Below are 17,454 nucleotides of genomic sequence, written 5' to 3' on the forward strand. Positions count from 1 at the left end.
CTCTAAAGAAATAGCAGAGTGTGCAAATCATCTCAACGCAGGGAGTTCTGCGTTAGTTTTAAATATATGGAGATCATCAGATGAATAGTCGAGTTAGCCAGCAATTAATTACGGTTCAGCAAGTCGATAACGTTTTGAATCCTATTACTGAATCAAATGGTATGCCAAATTTAGCATATACCAGTAACGAATATTTTAATTTTGAACGTGACAATATTTTAAGTAAAACTTGGGTGTGTATTGGTTTTGCATCAGATTTACCTAAAAAGAGCTATGTGAAGCCTGTTAATTTTATGGGCATGCCTTTGGTAATGATGCGCAATCGCGAAGGAGAAATCCAAGTTTTCCATAACGTTTGTAGCCATCGCGGTATGATTTTGGTGCAAGAAGAAGGCACTATTGAAGGTGTGATTCGTTGCCAATACCACTCTTGGAGTTATGACCTAAACGGTAACTTAAAAGGTACTCCACATGTTGGCGGAATTAACCAACATAAAGATGAACGGTTTAAATGTGAAAAACATGGTTTAAAAGCTCTCCGTTCAGCAATCTGGATGGATATGGTTTTCGTCAATATCTCTGGTGATGCACCAACTTTTGAAGAGCATATTGCGCCGTTGGTTGAACGTTGGAAGCCTTTCTTGGGTGAAAACGGTTTAGAGCTTATTCGTAGCAGTAAAGTAGGTTCAACTTTTGAGTTACCTGTAAAAAGTAACTGGAAACTTACAGTTGAAAACTATTGCGAAGCTTATCACTTACCATGGGTACACCCAGCATTAAATACGTATTCAAAACTTGAAGATCATTACAACATTATGTTCGAAGATCGTTTTGCTGGTCAGGGTAGTTATAAATATAACTTATCAGCTACGGCGGGTACGCATTTACCAAAATTCCCAAGCTGGCCAGAAGATCAACTTCGTCATGCTGAATATGTAGCAGTGTTCCCGAACGTATTGTTAGGTATTCAAGCGGATCATGCATTTGCAATGATGATTGATCCAATCGCTCCAGAACAAACAATTGAAAAATTACGCTTGTATTACGTTGGTGATGAATCACTAGACGCTAAATATGATGCATGCCGTGAAGCAACTTTAGAATCATGGAAAGTTGTATTTGCTGAAGATGTGTTTGCAGTTGAAACCATGCAAAAAGGTCGTCATTCACCTGGTTTTGGTGGTGGAGTTTTCTCACCTGAAATGGATTTACCAACCCACTTCTTCCAAAAATGGTTAGCAAGCCAAGCTAAAAAAGCATTGGAGGCTTAATATGCAACATTACCTCAACTATGTTGATGGACAATGGCGAGATGCTTCTCGCCAATTGGAAGTTATCAACCCTGCAACTGATAAGGTTTTTGCAACAGTTGCTCGTGCAAGTGTAGAAGATGCAGATGCCGCGATGGCAGCCGCTCGACGTTGTGTGAGTAGTGGTGCTTTAACTGATGTTCGTCCTGCTAAACGTACAGCGTGGATGTTAAAAGCGGCTGAGGCAATTCGTGAAATTGCTGAAGAGGGTGCATTAATCCTGTGTCGTGAAAATGGCAAAAATGTTGATACAGCACGTGAAGAGTTCGATGAGGCAGCACGCTATTTTGAATATTACGCGGGTATGGCAGATAAAGTTGAAGGAATTTCAGTACCTTTAGGTAAAGATTACATTGATTTTACTTCATATATTCCTATGGGTGTATCAGTTCAAATCGTACCTTGGAACTTTCCCGTCTCAATCTGTGCACGCTCATTAGCACCTGCTTTAGCAGCAGGTAATGCAGTTGTAATTAAGTCACCTGAAGTTTCCCCTTTAGGAATGGTTTTACTTATCAAAGCTATTGAGAAAGCTGGTTTCCCACAAGGTGCAGTGAACTTGCTTTGTGGTAAAGGTTCAGAAGTTGGTACTCATCTTGTTAAGCATCAAGATACGAACCAGATTGTATTTACCGGTTCAGTACCAACAGGTCAACGTATTTTGAAAGATGCGGCTGAACGTGCCACACCTTCCGTAATGGAGTTAGGCGGTAAGTCAGCGGCAATTGCTTTTGCTGATGTTGATCTTGAGCAATTACTACGTAGCGTTAAAGTTGGGATCTTCTATAACTCAGGTCAAGTTTGCTCAGCGATGTCTCGCTTATTAGTACACCGCAGTCGCTATGAAGAAGTTAAAGCTGCCGTAGTTAATCTTGCAGAGAGCTTAACTGTAGGTATTGGCGAAAGTAATGCCGAACTTACTCCAGTTGTATCTAAAGATCAGCAACAACAGATTCTTGCCATGATTGATAAGGCACGTGAAGAAGGTGCCAATGTTTTAACAGGTGGGAAGGCTGCAGATCTAGAAGGTTACTTCGTTCTGCCAACCATTATTGAAGCAAAAGATGATATGTCGATTGCTCAAGAAGAAGTGTTTGGTCCTGTAATGGTGATCATGCCTTTTGATAACGAAGACCAAGCAGTTGCAATCGCAAATGGTACGGACTTTGGACTTGTTGCAGGTGTATTTGGTGAAAATCTGAATCAAACACTTCGAGTAGCAAACCGACTTATTGCTGGTCAAGTCTTTATTAACGAATGGTTTGCTGGCGGTATCGAAACACCATTTGGTGGTGTGGGCTTATCTGGTTTTGGTCGCGAAAAAGGGCAGGAAGCCATCTACAGTTATGTTCAAACTCGCAATATCGGTATCCGTTTGAAACATGGCGTGTAATTTGTAAGAAATAAGGGAAATAGACAAGATGAGAAAGTGGTTATGTATTGTCTGTGGCTGGATCTATGATGAAGCTAAAGGCTGGCCTGATGACGGGATAGCTCCAGGAACAAAATGGGAAGATATTCCAGACGACTGGATGTGTCCAGAGTGTCAAGTTGGTAAAGCTGATTTTGAAATGCTCGATATTACTGATATTGAGGATGAGGAAATTCCTGTAGTAGCTGCAGCTCCAGTGATTGAACCAGTCGTTATTATTGGTAGTGGCCATGCCGGCTATCAAGTGGCTTCAACTTTACGTGCACAATCTCCAGACTTGTCTATTACCGTATTTACTGCTGATGATGGCGCTTTATACAGTAAACCAGCTTTATCTAATGCTTTAGCATTAGGTAAAGACGGAGACAGTTTAGTTCGCGAGACTGCTCTTAGTTGGGAACAACGTTTAAATATCCGCGTTTACCCACATACGAAAGTAACTCATATTGACCGTGCCAATAAAAAGCTTCAAACCACTATTGGTGATTATCCTTACGGCAGACTCGTACTCGCAACTGGGGCAACACCAGTTGTAATTCCAATAGATGGTGATTCGACGGCAACACTAAGCGTAAATGATCTAGCGGATTACCGCCGTTTCCGCCAGCAATTATCAAATAAACAGCATGTCACAATTCTTGGTGATGGTTTGATCGGCTGTGAATTTGCCAATGATTTAGCAGCACATGGCATCAAAGTTACGGTTGTTGGTCTTGGTAAATGGGCAATGGAACGTCTTATTCCAGAACCTTTAGGTCATGCTCTACAAAATGCTCTAAGCCAGTTAGGCGTAGAGTGGAAATTACAAAATAGTATTCGTTCTATTCAATCTGTAAACGGTCGTTACCAGTTAACACTCCAAGATGGTCAATCATTTGAAACCGACTTGGTATTAAGTGCAGTTGGCTTGAGACCAAATATTGCACTTGCTCAAGCAGCGGGTCTAGAGACAGCACGCGGTATTTGTACTGGACTTGATCACCGTAGTAGTGATCCAGCAATTTTTGCTTTAGGTGATTGTGCAGAAGTGAACGGCCAGTGGGCACCTTATATCAATCCCATCACGCAAGCATTACCAGCTTTAGTTAATAACCTTTTAGGTCAGTCAACTGCTGCTGATTTGAAATCAACACCAGTTCTAGTAAAAACACCAATTTTGCCACTTTCCGTCTTGCCAGCAATGGGAACAGGTGAGTGGGTAGTGGAACAACATGACGGCGAGTTAGCTGCGGGTTTCTACAATGAACAAGGCAAATTAACAGGCTTTGCCTTACTTGGTCGCCAATTACAGCACCATCGTAGCGAGTGGCTTGAGAAACTAAATTCGTGTCCATCCACAGTTTAAGTTAAGGGAATAACAAAATGATTGCTTTACCAAATGATGATAATACCTGTGGTTGGTATGCGGCATTACCTCCAGCAGGTCCTGCTAAAAAGTTAATCGGTCCACAAAAAGCTGACTATGCCATTATCGGAGCAGGCTTTGCAGGGTTAGCAGCAGCTCGAAGATTAGCTGAACTCAAACCGAATGCGCGTATTATTTTAGTTGATGCACAACGTGTAGCAGAAGGCGCTTCAGGACGTAACTCAGGGTTTGTAATTGATTTACCACATAAATTTGCTTTATCACATCCTGATCCTTCGCATAAGCAAAAATTATTAAGTTTAAACCGCTCAGCAATTGCTCAATTACAAGGTTTAGTCGAGCGCCATAACATTGATTGCCAATGGTCTGCTGCTGGTAAATATCAAGGTGCTGTAGGCGAACGTGGTGAGGCACATCTCAATCATTTTGAGCACCTAATGAAAGATTTGGGTGAGCCATACCGTTGGGTCGAAAAAGCTGAGCTGAAAAAAGTATTAGGTACAGATTTCTATAGCCGTGCAATTTTTACTCCTGGTTCTTATTTGATGCAACCAGCAGCTTTAGTACGCGGTATGGGTGACAATTTACCAAACAGCGTTGAGTTATTAGAGCAATCTCCAATTCGTAGTTTGCAAAAAAGTAATAACCAATGGCTTTTACAAGGCGATGAAGGGTCAATCACAACACCTAAAGTACTACTTGCGACGAGTATTTTTACGCGTGAATTTGGTTACTTGAAGAACCGTTTATTACCAGTCATGACTTTTGCGAGCTGGACACGTCCATTAACTGATCAGGAAATGAAAGTTTATCGTGGTGAATTAGATTGGGGACTTACTCCAGCCGATCATGCAGGAACAACCTTAAGAATGACCGCTGATCGCCGAATCTTAATCCGTAATACTTATAAACACGTGCCTAAATACGGTGCAAACATAAACGATGATAATCGTCGCTGGATACAAGAAGATCATCGCAAAGCATTTTTAGATCGTTATCCAGATTTGGCGAATGTTCCATTTACCCATACATGGGGTGGTGTTTACGCTATTTCTCGTAACTTCACTAACTTCTTTGGTGAATTAGAAGATGGTGTTTATGCGAGTGCTTGTGACAATGGTGTAGGAGCAGCATGGGGCACAATTTCTGGAACGCTATTGGCTGACCTTGTTGTTGGTTCAGATTCTCAAGCTTTAAAAGATATTCAGTATGTCACTGGTATGCCTAGCTTAAATCCACCAGAACCGTTCTTAGGTTTAGGTGTCAGAACACGTATTAGATTTGAAAAATGGCGCAGCCGTAGTGAATTGTAAGCTGGAGAAATAGATGAAAGAAGTAAAGTTAGTTGATAGTGCTCAACTTGATTTTAATTTACGTGGCGAAACACCAGACGGTACAGCTTATGTGGCAAGAGCATTAGGAGCTGACGTTTCCCCAAACATGGGTATTGGTTTTGCACGTTGGGAAGGCGCGGAAGTAAGTTGGAAATTACTTTATGACGAAGTCATTTTTGTAATTGAAGGCTGTTTTGAACTTACTGCTAATGGTCATAAATATGAAGTTCGTCCAGGGCAAATGTTATGGATTCCTGAAGGAACCGAACTGATTTATGGCGGGCATGCGGTATTTGGTTATGTAGTACATCCGGGTAACTGGAAAGAATTGCACGGAATTGCATAACAAAAGCGATCCATATTGTTCAGGAAAAGAATGATATGGGTCGCTTTATTTTTTTGAGTACCTAGCCCTGCCTTAGGGCTAATGCGAATTAACGAAAATTTTAAATTTCGGGAGCTTCTCCTGAACAGGGAAGTGTTGTCTGAAAAAATAAGCAGAGGACAGGAAAGGTTTTCTGAAAATCTTCATTTAAACAAGGATTTGTAAATGAGTAAGGTCTATTTAAAACTTGGATTTGGGTTAATTTCAGTTGGTATGGCATTACCTGCTTTTGCCGGAGCAACTTTTGGAGATCCTAAAAGTGATACAGGTGCTTTAACAATTTCAGGTGCTTTACGTGGGAATTATCAAGATAAGGATTATGGTGAGTCTGCATCAGACCAGAAAATAAAATTTGATGCAGCTATTTTAAGACTAGGTTATGAGTCACCCGACTGGTTTGGAAAAGTCGAATATCGTTGTTATCAATACGATAAATTCTGTGATTTCTCTACTCTGGTTTATGGTTATGTAGGCTACCATTTAAATACAACTGATCATATTACTGTAGGTGTGCAACCCATTCCTTTTGGTCCAGGTCGTTTTTGGGATAGCAGCTTTTATGCTGGTATTAACAACACTATGGGGTTACAGGATGCTTCTAATTTAGGGGCAAACTATCACGTTGAATTACCGTCTGCGACTAAAGTGGATTTGGCTTATTTCGCGACTGATGGCGGTAACTATCACGGGACCAGCAAAGATTCAGCTCGTTATACGGCTAATGTTGTCAACTCATCTGATCCACTCAAAACCAACCTAAATGAAAAAAATATGTGGATGGCACGTGTAGATCAAGAGCTTAAGTTCTTAAGTACAGATGATCTCAAGGTATCAGTAGGTGGAAGTTATTGGTATTCAGACATTGAGAATAAAAAAACTTCTGCTGATGGTACGAGAAATACATGGGCTCTATTTAACCGCATTAACTATAAAAATCTGAATGTGGTACTTACAGGTGGCAGACAGTCGATTAGCAATAAAGATGGGTTAAGCCCAGAAAGTTCTACTTTTGGTTCGTTTGATGGTGAATACGACATAGCCAATAAAGGCTATTTCTACACAGTAGACACGAGTTATACCTTTAAGAATGTACGAGACTCACTCAACGTCACGCCTTATGTAGTGTTTAGTGGTTTCAACAAGAAAGAACAAGGCTTTGATGACTCTCAGCGCAACATTGTGGGTGTGGCATGGGACTACAAAAATATTTCGCTCTATACGGAATATTTGATGAGTAAAAACGACCCATTTGTTGGTGGAACTGGCAGCTCGCTTGCAGCAGGCGATGATGGCAAGTGGAACAAACTCTTAAATCTCATGTTGATTTATAGCTTCTAAAAGTTTGCATGGTTTTTTCATTTATTAATTTTCAGGAAGTTTAAAAGCTTCCTGAAGTCGTTTAGGAATAATAAAAATGTCATCACCATTTATTAGTACATTCATTTTATTTTTCTCACTACTTAATCCCTTCCTCATGAGTATCTATATGATCGGACTAATTCGACATACAGAGACTAAAGTATTTAATAAGGCTTTGATTCAAGGTGGTCTTATTGCATATGTAGTTTTTCTCTTATTTGCATGGGGTGGAGAAGCAATTTTTAATCGGTATTTAAATGTAAGGTTTGAATCATTTCTAATTTTTGGTGGCCTGATTTTTCTGGTAATTGGATATCGATATGTTTTTCAGGGTGCCGATACCATTGGTGAAATGCGAGGAGCGCCTGAACATTTAGCTGGGACGGTCGCTATGCCATTTATGATTGGACCAGGAACAATTAGTGCAGCTGTAGTGACAGGTATGAGTATGTCTCTTGTAGAGGCCGCTATAGTGATCGCCCTAGTACTAATTCTTAGTTGTAGTGTTTTGATAGCAATGAAATTTTCTCATGATCACTTACGTTATAGCCATGCCAAATACATTGATCGTTATTTTGATATTGTAGGCAGGTTAGCTGCTTTATTAATTGGAACAATCGCAGTCGATATGATTGTTAATGGTGTGACACGATTGATTGATAAAGTTTGATAACAGTAAAAAGTCACAGCCAAAATACGATGGCTGTGACTAAAAAATTAAGAAGCTAATTTCGCTTGGTTATGTTGAACATGGTTTTTTCGAATTGAGAACCAGCAGATTAATGACCCGAAAGTAACCGTTAATGCGCCGTACCAAAAATTGATTGTTAAATCGGAATTCAAAACAAATGCTGAAAACGCCGATGAGAAAATTGGAGAAAAATAAGAAAGCATAATCAAAACAGGCATATTGCCTTTGATAATACCAATATTCCACGCTAGATAACCCATCGAGAAAAAAACAGCATTGATAAAGACAAACAGGTAGCTGTTAATTCCATGCGTATGCGGGAGATGGAAACCTTGAGTAGAGAGAGTAAGTATCCATAAAGCTATGGCTGTTAAGATAAAATAAAGCGAAACAGCATTAGTTCCATTACTTTGCTTTTTGGTGTAGATACAATAGACCGCCCAAAGAATAGATGCTAAAAAAATGAGTAGGTAACTAATCGGGTTTTTTAAAAAGTTATCAATAAAGTTTAGGTTTGGATGATAGTTAATTATAACTATGCCTGCAAAACTTACGATCACTCCTAATATTGTCATTAAATTTACTTTTTCTTCTTTTAATACTGCCAACATAATAATAATGAGAGTTGGCCACATATTAAAAATAATATTCATCTCAATCGATTTTTCTGATGAGTTTGCTAGAGTAATTGAAAAGGCAAAACACAATTCAAAAACAACGAAAAGCAAGCTAGATAGAATAAGAAACTTCTTTGAAACCTTTTTTAAATCGGGTAGGCCATATGTTAAGAATAAAATAATAGCACTGATGGTGTATACGTAAGTCACTGTATAGATAGGACCAAAACTTTCTGTAGAAAGCCTGAGTAAGCCAACTAAAGTGGACCAAAGTAATAAAGCTGAAACACCGATTAAGGTTGAGATTTGACGGCTCATACGATAGACCCGATTAAAAAATTAATCATAATTTTTAACTGGGTACTTTAATAGTTATTTGAGCACGATAAATAATCATGAGTTAATGACTTTTTATCATCATTAAAAATAGATAATAAAAATATTTAAAATATATTTTTTATAATTTAATTATTATTTTCTTTTAAGTGTAATAAGCATCACACCAAAAATATTAAGAAAACAACCTAGCCACTGAATTGTATTTAAATACTCGCCTAAAAGGAAGACTGAAAAAAGAATAGTAACAATAGGGCTAATGGATGAAATAATAGCGGACTGTGTTGCTCCTACGTACTCTATACTCAATATCAATAAGAGTGTGGGTAGAACAGTAACGAATAAACCTAAACAGATTCCGTACCAAATAACTTGTACTGGTAAAGAGGTAAGTAGCTGTACAGGATGACTAGTCACAACTATAAAATGTATAAGAGTACCTATACAAGCTGCTGATAAAGATAGTCCCGTTAAGTTCCATGAACCAAATTTTTTGATTAATGGTGGGGTAAGTAAGAGGTAGCAAGCAAAAGCAACCGCACTAGCAAATACTAAGCTTGCTCCAAACCAGAAGTTATGTTGAGCTGAAAGCATTTTCTGCTCTTGAAGCATAACAATGACTGTTCCACCATAGCTTAAGATCAGTGCAAATATCGTTTTTGAACTTAGTTTTTGCTTGAGGATAAAACTCGATGCTAAAACGGTCATGGTCGGATATAAGAATAAAATAATTCGTTCTAGTGACGCCGTAATAAACATGAGTCCATAGAAGTCGAGCCAGCTAGAAATGTAATAGCCTAATAAGCCAACAGAAAGTAAATATAGAATGTCTTTTAGCTTAATATTGCGATTTTGATGTCGACAAAACCAACAGATAACTAAAAAGAAGGGTAGAGCAATTCCCATACGGATAGCCATTAGAGTAATGGCATCTAATGACGGAGTAAGGCTATATGCCTGTTTAATAAAAATTGCTTTACTGCTAAATAGAAATGCAGAGATAAATGCAAACAAGGAACCAAGTTGAATTAAAGAAATATTGAGCTTCATGGAACCTTGCTGCATGAATAAAGAGTATTTTTGGAGATGCTTTAAGGTTCTGAATTTTCTTTAGAAGCTGAGATTTTATAATAGGCAACATCATATTCTGCTTTCTTGTAAGCCTCATAAGATGCTTTGCTAATTACAACAGCAGATTCTCGACCTCTACGAGTAATTTCTACAGGATGCCCAGCGATAGCCTGTTCCATAATCATGGTAAGTTGTGCTCTGGCATTTGAATAATTCCATTGATTCATTTGTAGTTCTCTCTGATTAAATCATGTTCAAGATAGATGAAATGTACGATTCGCTTCAAAGGATTTATTCTCAAGGATGAATGAATTTTTATCATGGATAGATGTGATTTTATTAAGCGTTTCCCTATATGAATTTCACTTTTTATAAAATTGATATGTAACCTCAGAAATCTGTAACCTTATCACTTTTCTAAAAGGTTACGCCCTGAAAGCCTTGTCCCATAAGGCAGTAACCTCAGTAACCTTTGTAACCTCTAAAATTTAACTGATTCTTAAATCAGAGTGAGAAGATAGGTCTTGGTATAAGGCGACAGTAAAGATAGTAGGAATGTTTTTGTATCATGGTTTGTATCATCGATATATTTTCATATGTTAAATCAATAATTATCAATGAATTATAAATTTGTTTGGTATTGGATATACCTACCAAGATATTAAAATCATATAAACTCACATAGCTTTATATGACTTAAAAAGCCCTAAACTATAATGGTTTAGGGCTTTTTTATTGGTCTAAACAACTTATTAAACTTATTAGAAAATCTTTATTAAAATTGGGCAGAACAAATTAGAAATTCCTTTAAATGAACAAGTCTTTAAAAAAATAATATAATTATTTAAAATTTCTTTAAAGACTTTTTACCCAGCCTAATCCATTCATCTATATTTTTTTCTTTTAAGTCTCTTTCAATAATTAATTGTCGCAATTCATTTATTTTTTTTCTTGCAATATCATATTGATGTCGGACTAATTCTATGAATTTTAAATCTTCAATTAGATTGAATACGTCTGGTTGATCTAATTCTGTAAAAATATCAAATATATGGTGTGCATTTCTCTGCTGCGGAAATACAAGTGATACTTTTACAGATTCAATTTTTTCAGCTCCACTATGGGCTGCAAAGTTATGCCTTTGTTTCATAATTTCCATATGAAGTTTAATAAATTTTTCATCAACATTTTTATGACTTAACTGCGCATTACGTCCTTCACATTTTGTGAAGCATTTACCATAGAATATTAGTGAAGCAACATATAAGCCTTTTATAACATTAAATTTTTCTCTATCATTTGAAATACTTCCTCCTTTTACTATCTTAATACCTTCTTGCATTTTTTCTATAGTTTCTAACCATATTATTGTACTTCGAAGATCTTTCTCAATTAATGCATATCCAGCTAATTGCTGTGCTAGTTTGCTATTTAAAGTAATTCTATAAGCAGGTTTGTTTTTATAAAAATATTTTCGAATACCATTACTGTCATTATTAGGATTTATTATTTCATGAACTAAAAAGCCTTTAGAAAATTCAGTTTTTTTCCATTTTTTGGGTTGAGTATTATTTGCCATTTATAAACCAAGTATTATTTAGATTTTAAATTTAATATACAATGTCTTACTTTATAGCCAGAAAGTCCAGAATGAGGATGTATTTGGCTACTATAAAAAATATTTTTACTTTCATCAGGCCATTCAAGAGTTAGCCCTTGTAAGTTTTTATTTCGAGTCGAATCTATAGCAGCTTCTTCTAAGTCTTTATACCAAATTTTTAACATTTGATTAGTATTATAATCTGTATCAACAGCATATATTAAGACACCACCACAGTTTGCATTCTCTTCACCTGTAGAATAATCTTCTAATAATTGCTTAAAACCACCTTCTATTTTGCTAGCACCTTTCCAAATTTTAGATTCACCCAGCCATTTAAACGGAAAGCCTGAAACTTCGACATGTATATCTACATGCCCATTGTCGAACTTATCGTGTACTGCATCATAGTTTAGTAATTTTAAATCACGAACAATTTGAGTATTAATATCATCTTCGAATACTTTAAAAACTGCTTCATCAGAATCGACATCTGGATATTTTTTTACTGTTAATTTACGACTGGCTTGGATTTCTCTTAAAATTCCATCTAAGTCTGAATATAGCAAATTAACAAAATCTTGATAGGATGCAGGATTTAGTCTAGTCATGAATTTAATAACGCGGGGATCTAAAATACCTTGATTAGTGAGCATATAATTTACTCACAAAAAAATCTGATGGAGAGAAGTAAGTTAATACTTGTTGGTTAAAATCTTCGGCACTTAAAATTTCTCCGTTCAGCGGATGAATATAGGCACCGCTAGCTATAGAATTTAATATTTCTCTAATATCTTCGACGTCGATAATAGCTTCATATCTATCTATAACAGAGTTATATGCTTCAAATTTTTGAGTCAAAACATTTATATTATTCTTAGTTAAGTGGAATACAGCACTATAGAATATATCTTCAGAGGTTGATTGATCTACGTGTTTATAGAGATCGACAAAAGTTAGATGTGTTTTCTTTGAGGGAGCAACAGATACATAATCGATCAAATTTAGACACGCACTCAGCATCTCAGTCGAAACCTCTTCTAACTGTGATTTAAGCTCATTTTTAAGCTCTAACAAATATTGAGAGCGTGCCATTCATCTTACCTTAGTGTTAAAAGTTTATTGAGAGCAAACTCAATATCTTCATAAGAACGAGACCCTATTATAAAGGCATTGTATAGATGGCTGCCATTAATATTGCTTAAAGCGTTGTAACTACTATTTAATGAAATTTCTATATCTCTGTCATAGTATTTTTTACTAATTCTATAAGGCGTAATTGTTTCATCAAGTTTAACACCATCAATTTCTGTGTTTTTTAAACCATTTACACCTGATTCATGATATGTGACCTGACGGATATCAACACTGTCTCCACGTAACTTTTCGTGGTGAGCTGTACCTTCGGTTGTTGTGAAGTAGATCTCTGTTACTCCACTCACTTTATCAACTGCTTCATCATAAAACTTCTGAATACAAGGGAACAGGTCCAATGGGGAAGAAAGGAAATCATATTTTTCCATAATATCCAAACCTAACTCCCTTTTTATAAAATGTGAAAAATTACTATGGATAACATTAAGTTCGTTTCTTGGCATTATTCGTGCCAAATCAATTAAAACAATCAATATTTTCCTTTCAATATCAATAATTACAGAGTCAAAACATGTTAATTCGGTGGTTTTGAAACCAAAAACTTGACTGTATAACTCGCTGATATTGTCTTTCAAATCAGAGGAGTCAATTTCCTGTCTAACAGTTAATTCGCGTACTTGAGAAAATTGATAAGAGATTATTAGATCTTCTCTAATATCATTTCTTTGTAAAGGATAAAATGTTCTCTTATTAACTTGAGATTCAATTTCAGGGTTCGGTTGGTAATTCTCAAAAATTGTATCTAATTTTTCTTTAATTTCTTCAATATTTTTAACATCTTGATAAATAGTAAGAAACTTGTCATCAAATAAAATATGTCTATTAACAGTATCTGAAATTTTTTCTTGTAACTTTTCTAACTTATCTAAGTCATAGATTGCTGCTAGCTTCTGTTGTAAATCAGAAAATTTTCTTCCACTTAAATTTCTGCCAAAGCCTTTAAATATTTTTTGAAATTCCTTTAAAGACATTGTTCGCTCTTCAGCTATATCCAAAGAAGAAGCAATAATCTCTCTTACATCATCTGTATCGTAATTTTGGTCGTCTGACATTTAAAAACTCTAATTAGTTTAAATTTAAAGTGGTATTTAAGTTTGTTTAATAATTAAACCATACGATTATTGATTTTAAAATATATACTTTTAGATAATACTTTTTTATTGATTTTTAAATTTTTTATGTTTTAAGAAAAATTAATATAATTTATTAGAAAAACTTAAATTATGTTTATGAATTGATTAAGCACATGTAAGTTTAATTTTACTAGATGACTCTCAATTAATTATTCATCATATTATAATTGGCACATCCATTTTTTAAGAATGCTTTTATCTGGCAGACCAAATAAGAACCTAAAGTTCTATCAATCCTCAAAAAAATTTTATAAACCACTCTTAAACAATAACTTACTCATTATTTAGCTTTACTTTTTTAATGATCTAAATTAGAGCAAATGTCATTTTGTGTGCTTGACTGCTAAAGAGCAGAGCACTATCCTTTGCCTGCTGGCCACATTGCCAGCCGGCTTTGACAGGCTGTTTCACTCACACATCAGAGCTATTCCATCTGAGGAACAGTTTTGTGTGTACTCTCGTTCCCTCCCGTAGCGGTAGGACGGGAGAGGGACACCTATGGTGTGCTAGTTGAGTGACTAGTCTGTCAACCCTCTTTCGTTCTGCCACCATAATTCTTATTAATGTCTGGCAGAACTCCCTATAAAAAGGAGTTGGCTTTGCACATTCTTAATTTCTTGGCAGCCTGTGCCAAAAGCTATAACGACACGACTTAAATCAGATCTATCAGCTTGTTGACCTTTAGGGTTTTCAGGCTTTAAGTCATTACGGCTCAAAAAAACTTGCATCAACAATAAAACTTGAGATGTGCCAAGCACAGTCTTTATGGCTTTGCTATGCCTTTTTTCTCCCAAAAAAGTATCTCGTTTAGAAACAACAAGAATTTATAACGGTAAAAATATGCCACATTCAGATCTCCCGTTTCGTGCTTTAAGTGTGCTTCACACATCCCGATATCTTTTTAATAAATATGGCTTTCACAAAGTCGGGGTGGATCGCATTCTTGAATCTTCAAAAACTTCAAAAGCAACTTTTTATAATTATTTTCATTCAAAAGAGCGGCTTATTGAAATGAGTCTAACCTTTCAAAAAGATGGGCTTAAACATGAGGTGCTTTCAATTATCTATGTTCAAAAAGATTTAATGCTGCTTGAAAAGCTTCGCAAACTTTACTTTTTACATGCAGATTTAGACGGACTCTATCATTTGCCATTTAAAGCTATTTTTGAAATTGCGAAAACCCATCCAAAGGCGTATCAGGTCGTAATTGAATATCGAAACTGGTTCATTAATGAAATCTATAAACTGCTTTTGACCACCAACGAAAATGCTGCAAAACAAGATGCACACATGTTTTTGTTTACGATTGATGGGGCGATGGTACAGCTTTTAGACCCAAACAAACCAGATGAACGGGAGAGATTGCTTGAGTATTTTTTAATCCAGTTTAGTTAGTGCAACGGGGTATTGAGTTAAATCGATTGGAAAATTTATTTGTCTTGGTGGTGATTCATATTAAAGCCCTGATAATTCAGGGCGTTAATATGTTTTTAACTAAATTCGTAAAACTTAAAAAGAGAGTGTTTCACCGTCTAAAGGAATTAAGACTTTATCTTGAATACCTTTTTGTTTTACATATTTTGAAAGCTGGGCACGTGATACAGACATATGGTTAATAGCATCCATATGAACGGCAACAATTTTAGCTTTAGGTGCTTTTTGAGTGGCATGATAAGTATCTTCTTTGCCCATGATAATTGATTCTTTGTATCCCTCCATCAATGCATTCCCTGTATTTAATACAATCACTTCGGGTTTGAATTTTTCTATAGCTTGATCAACTTCTGGACGCCAAACGGTATCACCAGCAACATAAATAGTTTCATGACCTGCTGCTTCAAAAACCATGCCCATAGCTTCGCCTAAAGCAGCTCCTAGCTTAGTGTTGCGGTACATCTCATCAGTACCATGTTGACCACCGATTTTTGTTAGTTTGACACCTTCAAATGTAGTTTGAGTTAAGATGCGTACATCTTTAAAACCTTGAGACTGAATGGTCTTTTGATCTTGTTCGTTTTGTACGAAAACAGGCATATTCTTTGGTATAGCCGCTTGTGCCGCATCATCCCAATGGTCTAAATGAGTGTGCGTTACAATAATGGCATCGACCCCTTCCAAAATTGTTTCAGGTTTAATCGGCAAATCTACCAATGGATTTCGTAAGTAGCTACGGTAAGTATGTGGGAACCCTTCATAAAAACCTTTTTTTGCAAACATCGGATCAACTAAAAAAGTTGTATCTGCATACGTAATTTTTACTGTTGCATTACGAATTTCTTGTATGTGAGTTATCTTTGATGTATCTCTTTGGACACTTTCATTCGCATATAAATTGAATGAAGCCGTTGCTAAAGTCATAGCGATAAGAGAACTATTTAAGATTTTTTTCATATCTAATTCCAAATGATTTACTGATATTGGAATTATGAGCAAAGTGATAAACATAAAAAATTGTCCTTAAGGACAACTATCGAAACTATTGGGACAAAATGCTATATTTATATTTTTCATAGTGGAAGAATTTGTATGGCAATACCAGTGATTGGATTATTTGTTTATCCCAATATAAATCCATTTCACTTCTCTATTCCACATATTATTTTCAATATAAAAATTGAAGATAAGAGCTTATTTAAGTTAAAAATATTTTCAATTGATGGACAACCTGTCAAAACAGAGCAGTCAATGGTGATTATTCCTGATGGAGGAATAGAACTAATCCCAGAATTTGATCTTGTTGTGATTCCTGGTTGGGATGACTTTAATCATAGACCAGAAGATTCTCTGATTAAAAGCCTTCAGTATGCATATAAAAAAGGAAGTAAACTTGTTGGTCTATGCTACGGCACTTATGCATTAGCATATGCAGGTTTATTAAAAGATAAAAAAGCGACTACACACTGGTTGGCGGAACAAGATTTTAACGAAAGATTTCCAGATATTAGGCTGGATTCAGATGCCCTTTATGTGGAAGACCAGAGAATTATTACATCTGCTGGTACAGGAGCCGCTCTTGACTGTTGTCTATACTTAGTTCGTGAAATATATAATGCACAAATTGCGAATAAGGTATCTAGGGTAATGGTCATTCCTCCACACCGAGAAGGGGGACAGGCTCAATTCATTGAACAACCTGTGGCGAGTTCAAGTCAGGATGCACAAATTAATGTCTTACTCGATTTTTTAAGAAAAAATTTAGCTCAGCAGCATAGTATTGAAGCGTTAGCTGAAAAAGCACATATGACACGCAGAACATTTACACGGCATTTTAAAAAAGCGACTGGTATGAGCTTGGTAGAATGGCTTAATGCGGAAAGAATTAGGTATAGCTGTGTGTTATTGGAAACAACAAAATTGTCTATTGAACAAATAACAGAACTTTCTGGTTTCAATAATACGGTTATGTTTAGAAAGAATTTCCGTGAAAAATATGGCACAAGTCCTAATGCGTGGAGAAAAGCTTTCGGCAATATTGATGAAAAATAATTATTCTCTTATTCAGTCACAGGGATACAACCGTTTTCATGATGGATGAGAGCAGAAGATTCAGACTCAGAAATAAATTTCATCAACATCTCCAAAAGTTTATTTAAATTATGACGTGAACAAGTTGGGAGGCTAGCCTATGCAGTGACCATCTATGACGCTTTAACTGCCCTCATAGA

The 17,454-nt window shown here is 36.2% G+C and carries 17 protein-coding genes and 1 pseudogene; 10 read left to right on the plus strand and 8 right to left on the minus strand.

Features of this window, described 5'->3' with window-relative positions; all coding sequences use genetic code 11:
- Positions 1–80 precede the first annotated feature (80 nt).
- The 8 genes and pseudogenes from F931_RS05305 to F931_RS05335 all read left to right on the plus strand — a co-directional run bounded on the left by F931_RS05305 (position 81) and on the right by F931_RS05335 (position 7,856).
- The gene (locus F931_RS05305) at positions 81–1,271 is read left to right on the plus strand and encodes an aromatic ring-hydroxylating oxygenase subunit alpha (protein WP_016140397.1); all 1,191 of its coding nucleotides are present in this window, start codon (positions 81–83) and stop codon (positions 1,269–1,271) included.
- 1 nt (position 1,272) lies between these two features.
- Positions 1,273–2,703, plus strand: a complete 1,431-nt coding sequence (locus F931_RS05310) for an aldehyde dehydrogenase family protein (protein ID WP_016140398.1) — start codon at positions 1,273–1,275, stop codon at positions 2,701–2,703.
- Positions 2,704–2,731: 28 nt separating this feature from the next.
- Positions 2,732–2,893: pseudogene (locus F931_RS22540) on the plus strand (rubredoxin); the annotation flags it as partial.
- On the plus strand, positions 2,882–4,087 hold the full coding sequence (locus F931_RS05315; RefSeq protein ID WP_228681265.1) for an NAD(P)/FAD-dependent oxidoreductase: 1,206 nt from the start codon (positions 2,882–2,884) through the stop codon (positions 4,085–4,087). The pseudogene F931_RS22540 and the gene F931_RS05315, both read left to right, overlap by 12 nt.
- A 17-nt stretch (positions 4,088–4,104) precedes the next feature.
- Complete coding sequence (locus tag F931_RS05320; RefSeq protein ID WP_016140400.1) at positions 4,105–5,421, plus strand: NAD(P)/FAD-dependent oxidoreductase; 1,317 nt, start codon at positions 4,105–4,107, stop codon at positions 5,419–5,421.
- Between the two features lie 13 nt (positions 5,422–5,434).
- Positions 5,435–5,788 (plus strand): ethanolamine utilization protein EutQ, encoded by a 354-nt coding sequence (locus tag F931_RS05325; protein ID WP_003650499.1) that lies wholly within the window; start codon positions 5,435–5,437, stop codon positions 5,786–5,788.
- 204 nt (positions 5,789–5,992) lie between these two features.
- Positions 5,993–7,165, plus strand: a complete 1,173-nt coding sequence (locus F931_RS05330) for a TonB-dependent receptor (protein ID WP_016140401.1) — start codon at positions 5,993–5,995, stop codon at positions 7,163–7,165.
- Positions 7,166–7,241: 76 nt separating this feature from the next.
- Positions 7,242–7,856, plus strand: a complete 615-nt coding sequence (locus F931_RS05335) for a MarC family protein (protein WP_016140402.1) — start codon at positions 7,242–7,244, stop codon at positions 7,854–7,856.
- A gap of 47 nt (positions 7,857–7,903) precedes the next feature.
- Here the strand turns inward: F931_RS05335 and yddG are convergent, their stop codons facing one another.
- The 7 genes from yddG to F931_RS05370 all read right to left on the minus strand — a co-directional run bounded on the left by yddG (position 7,904) and on the right by F931_RS05370 (position 13,708).
- Positions 7,904–8,812, minus strand: a complete 909-nt coding sequence (yddG, locus tag F931_RS05340) for an aromatic amino acid DMT transporter YddG (protein ID WP_016140403.1) — start codon at positions 8,810–8,812, stop codon at positions 7,904–7,906.
- 153 nt (positions 8,813–8,965) lie between these two features.
- The gene (locus tag F931_RS05345; RefSeq protein ID WP_025470260.1) at positions 8,966–9,880 is read right to left on the minus strand and encodes a DMT family transporter; all 915 of its coding nucleotides are present in this window, start codon (positions 9,878–9,880) and stop codon (positions 8,966–8,968) included.
- Positions 9,881–9,921: 41 nt separating this feature from the next.
- Positions 9,922–10,128, minus strand: a complete 207-nt coding sequence (locus tag F931_RS05350) for a type II toxin-antitoxin system Phd/YefM family antitoxin (protein WP_016140405.1) — start codon at positions 10,126–10,128, stop codon at positions 9,922–9,924.
- A 617-nt stretch (positions 10,129–10,745) separates the two neighbouring features.
- Entirely contained in the window at positions 10,746–11,480 is a 735-nt protein-coding gene (locus F931_RS05355; protein WP_016140406.1) for a hypothetical protein, read from the minus strand.
- Positions 11,481–11,494: 14 nt separating this feature from the next.
- The gene (locus F931_RS05360; protein ID WP_016140407.1) at positions 11,495–12,157 is read right to left on the minus strand and encodes a hypothetical protein; all 663 of its coding nucleotides are present in this window, start codon (positions 12,155–12,157) and stop codon (positions 11,495–11,497) included.
- Positions 12,147–12,596 (minus strand): hypothetical protein, encoded by a 450-nt coding sequence (locus F931_RS05365; protein ID WP_016140408.1) that lies wholly within the window; start codon positions 12,594–12,596, stop codon positions 12,147–12,149. Before F931_RS05365 ends, F931_RS05360 begins: the two co-directional genes overlap by 11 nt.
- Before the next feature lie 5 nt (positions 12,597–12,601).
- Positions 12,602–13,708 carry a hypothetical protein gene (locus tag F931_RS05370; protein ID WP_016140409.1) on the minus strand — a complete coding sequence of 369 codons (1,107 nt, stop codon included), beginning with the start codon at positions 13,706–13,708 and terminating at the stop codon, positions 12,602–12,604.
- 921 nt (positions 13,709–14,629) lie between these two features.
- On the opposite strand from F931_RS05370, the gene F931_RS05380 reads away from it, so the two are divergent.
- Positions 14,630–15,184, plus strand: a complete 555-nt coding sequence (locus F931_RS05380; RefSeq protein ID WP_025470262.1) for a TetR/AcrR family transcriptional regulator — start codon at positions 14,630–14,632, stop codon at positions 15,182–15,184.
- A 114-nt stretch (positions 15,185–15,298) separates the two neighbouring features.
- Here F931_RS05380 and F931_RS05385 read toward each other — a convergent pair whose 3' ends face one another.
- The gene (locus tag F931_RS05385; protein ID WP_025470263.1) at positions 15,299–16,180 is read right to left on the minus strand and encodes an MBL fold metallo-hydrolase; all 882 of its coding nucleotides are present in this window, start codon (positions 16,178–16,180) and stop codon (positions 15,299–15,301) included.
- A gap of 135 nt (positions 16,181–16,315) precedes the next feature.
- Between F931_RS05385 and F931_RS05390 the strand changes: the two genes are divergently transcribed.
- On the plus strand, positions 16,316–17,275 hold the full coding sequence (locus tag F931_RS05390) for a GlxA family transcriptional regulator (RefSeq protein WP_016140412.1): 960 nt from the start codon (positions 16,316–16,318) through the stop codon (positions 17,273–17,275).
- The last annotated feature ends 179 nt before the right edge of the window (positions 17,276–17,454 follow it).

It is taken from the genome of Acinetobacter pittii ANC 4050 (assembly GCF_000399685.1).
In the GTDB taxonomy this organism is placed as follows: domain Bacteria; phylum Pseudomonadota; class Gammaproteobacteria; order Pseudomonadales; family Moraxellaceae; genus Acinetobacter; species Acinetobacter pittii_E.

What these genes read in the sequence shown, in the direction of transcription:
- F931_RS05305 (WP_016140397.1), top strand. Translation starts at nt 81, where the DNA reads ATGAATAGTCGAGTTAGCCAGCAATTAATTACGGTTCAGCAAGTCGAT.
- F931_RS05310 (WP_016140398.1), top strand. Translation starts at nt 1,273, where the DNA reads ATGCAACATTACCTCAACTATGTTGATGGACAATGGCGAGATGCTTCT.
- F931_RS05315 (WP_228681265.1), top strand. Translation starts at nt 2,882, where the DNA reads ATGCTCGATATTACTGATATTGAGGATGAGGAAATTCCTGTAGTAGCT.
- F931_RS05320 (WP_016140400.1), top strand. Translation starts at nt 4,105, where the DNA reads ATGATTGCTTTACCAAATGATGATAATACCTGTGGTTGGTATGCGGCA.
- F931_RS05325 (WP_003650499.1), top strand. Translation starts at nt 5,435, where the DNA reads ATGAAAGAAGTAAAGTTAGTTGATAGTGCTCAACTTGATTTTAATTTA.
- F931_RS05330 (WP_016140401.1), top strand. Translation starts at nt 5,993, where the DNA reads ATGAGTAAGGTCTATTTAAAACTTGGATTTGGGTTAATTTCAGTTGGT.
- F931_RS05335 (WP_016140402.1), top strand. Translation starts at nt 7,242, where the DNA reads ATGTCATCACCATTTATTAGTACATTCATTTTATTTTTCTCACTACTT.
- yddG (WP_016140403.1), bottom strand. Translation starts at nt 8,812, where the DNA reads ATGAGCCGTCAAATCTCAACCTTAATCGGTGTTTCAGCTTTATTACTT.
- F931_RS05345 (WP_025470260.1), bottom strand. Translation starts at nt 9,880, where the DNA reads ATGAAGCTCAATATTTCTTTAATTCAACTTGGTTCCTTGTTTGCATTT.
- F931_RS05350 (WP_016140405.1), bottom strand. Translation starts at nt 10,128, where the DNA reads ATGAATCAATGGAATTATTCAAATGCCAGAGCACAACTTACCATGATT.
- F931_RS05355 (WP_016140406.1), bottom strand. Translation starts at nt 11,480, where the DNA reads ATGGCAAATAATACTCAACCCAAAAAATGGAAAAAAACTGAATTTTCT.
- F931_RS05360 (WP_016140407.1), bottom strand. Translation starts at nt 12,157, where the DNA reads ATGCTCACTAATCAAGGTATTTTAGATCCCCGCGTTATTAAATTCATG.
- F931_RS05365 (WP_016140408.1), bottom strand. Translation starts at nt 12,596, where the DNA reads ATGGCACGCTCTCAATATTTGTTAGAGCTTAAAAATGAGCTTAAATCA.
- F931_RS05370 (WP_016140409.1), bottom strand. Translation starts at nt 13,708, where the DNA reads ATGTCAGACGACCAAAATTACGATACAGATGATGTAAGAGAGATTATT.
- F931_RS05380 (WP_025470262.1), top strand. Translation starts at nt 14,630, where the DNA reads ATGCCACATTCAGATCTCCCGTTTCGTGCTTTAAGTGTGCTTCACACA.
- F931_RS05385 (WP_025470263.1), bottom strand. Translation starts at nt 16,180, where the DNA reads ATGAAAAAAATCTTAAATAGTTCTCTTATCGCTATGACTTTAGCAACG.
- F931_RS05390 (WP_016140412.1), top strand. Translation starts at nt 16,316, where the DNA reads ATGGCAATACCAGTGATTGGATTATTTGTTTATCCCAATATAAATCCA.